The following is a 1,743-nucleotide window of genomic DNA, read 5'->3' as shown; positions in this document are numbered from 1 at the left end:
CAACTCCGGCACCAACACCCCAGCCACCGGCCCAGCAGTGTCATTCCACTCCACCAACACCCGCCCACGCTCAACCGGGTCCAGGACATCCACCGTCGACAGCCGCTCCTCGGGCTCCGCCAGCAGCCGGTCCAGCACCCTGACCCAGCGGTCAGCGATCGCCTGAGCGGTCTCCGTGTCAAAGAGGTCGGTCGCGACCGTCACGGCACCCCGCACGCCCGCGGGTGCTCCGTCGGTGTCGTACGTCTCGCCGACCATCACGTCCAGGTCGAACTTCGCCGCCGGACGATCGGTCGGGAGTAGTTCGACGTCGAGGCCGGGCAGCACCACGGTGGCTTCCGCGGTGTTGTGCATCGTGAGAACGACCTGGAAGAGCGGATGCCGGGCCAGCGACCGGGTCGGCGCCAGTTCCTCCACCAGCTGTTCGAACGGCACATCCTGATGCGCATACGCCTGCAGACCGGTCTCCCGCACCCGTTGCAGCAAGTGGGCGAACGACGGATCCCCGGACAGGTCCGTACGCACCACCAGCGTGTTCACGAAGCAGCCGACCAGCTCGTCCAGCGCCTCATCCGTCCGCCCGGCAATCGCCGACCCGATCGGAATATCCGTCCCCGCACCCAACCGGTGCAACGTCACCGCAAGCGCCGCCTGCAACACCATGAACACCGTCACGCCCTCAGCACGGGCTACTTCCAGCATCCGCGTGTGCAACTCCGCGGGCATCTCGAACGCGGCGGAGAACCCCTGGTGCGAGGCGACCACGGGACGAGGCCGGTCGAACGGGAGCCCCAGCTCCTCCGGTACGCCCGCCAGCGCATCGCGCCAGTACGCGACCTGCCGCGACATCCTGCTCGCCGCGTCCGCCTCGGACCCAAGCAACTCGCGCTGCCACAGGGCGTAGTCCGCGTATTGCACCGGCAACGGCTCCCACTCGGGCGCCCGCCCCTCGCACCTCGCCGCGTACGCCAGCGACACATCGCGCGCCAGGGGCGCGGTCGACCAGCCGTCACCCGCGATGTGGTGCATCACCAGCGCGAGCACGTGCTCCTCGGGACCGGTCTCGAAGAGCCAGGCCTTCAGCGGCACCTCGGCCTCGAGGTCGAAGGCGTACGCGGCGATCCGAGCGAGCTCGTCGGGCAGTTCGGCCGAGGTGAGCCGGTCTGTGGGCAGCTCCCAGGCGATCTCGTCCATGCCGAGGACGTGCTGGTACGGTTCACCGTCCGCTACCCGGAAGACCGTGCGCAGGGACTCATGGCGCACCATCACGTCCCGCAGGGCGTCGGCCAGCGCCTGCCGATCCAGCCGCCCGGCCAAGCGCAGTGCCACCGGGCTGTTGTAGGTCTGGCTCGGGCCCTCCAGTTGGCCGATGAACCACAGCCGGCGCTGCCCGTACGACAGCGGCACCCGCTCCGGCCGCTCCATCGGCACCAAGGCGTCGCGCGCATCGGCCGCTTCTGCCAGCCGCGCGGCCAGCCCCGCCACAGTCGGTATCTCGAAGAGCGTCCTGATCTCCACTTCCACGCCGAGCAGCGCCCGTATCCGGCTCACCAGCCGGGTCGCCAGCAGTGAGTGGCCGCCCAGCACGAAGAAGTCGTCATCCACACCGACCTGGTCCACGCCCAGAACCTGCGCGAACGCCTGGCAGAGGATCTCCTCCTGCACCGACCCCGGCGCCCGGCCACCAGCCGCCGACGCCGTGGCGTAGTCGGGGGCGGGAAGCGCCCCGCGGTCGAGTTTGCC

The 1,743-nt window shown here is 70.0% G+C and carries 1 protein-coding gene; it reads right to left on the bottom strand.

The window, feature by feature from the left end; genetic code table 11:
• Nucleotides 1–1,743: condensation domain-containing protein (locus ACZ5XS_RS45745; RefSeq protein WP_468661640.1), on the bottom strand; the 1,743-nt coding region annotated here is incomplete at both ends.

The sequence above is a fragment of the Streptomyces sp. NPDC033131 genome, assembly GCF_055578365.1.
This window is presented reverse-complemented; position numbering and strand designations above follow the sequence as displayed.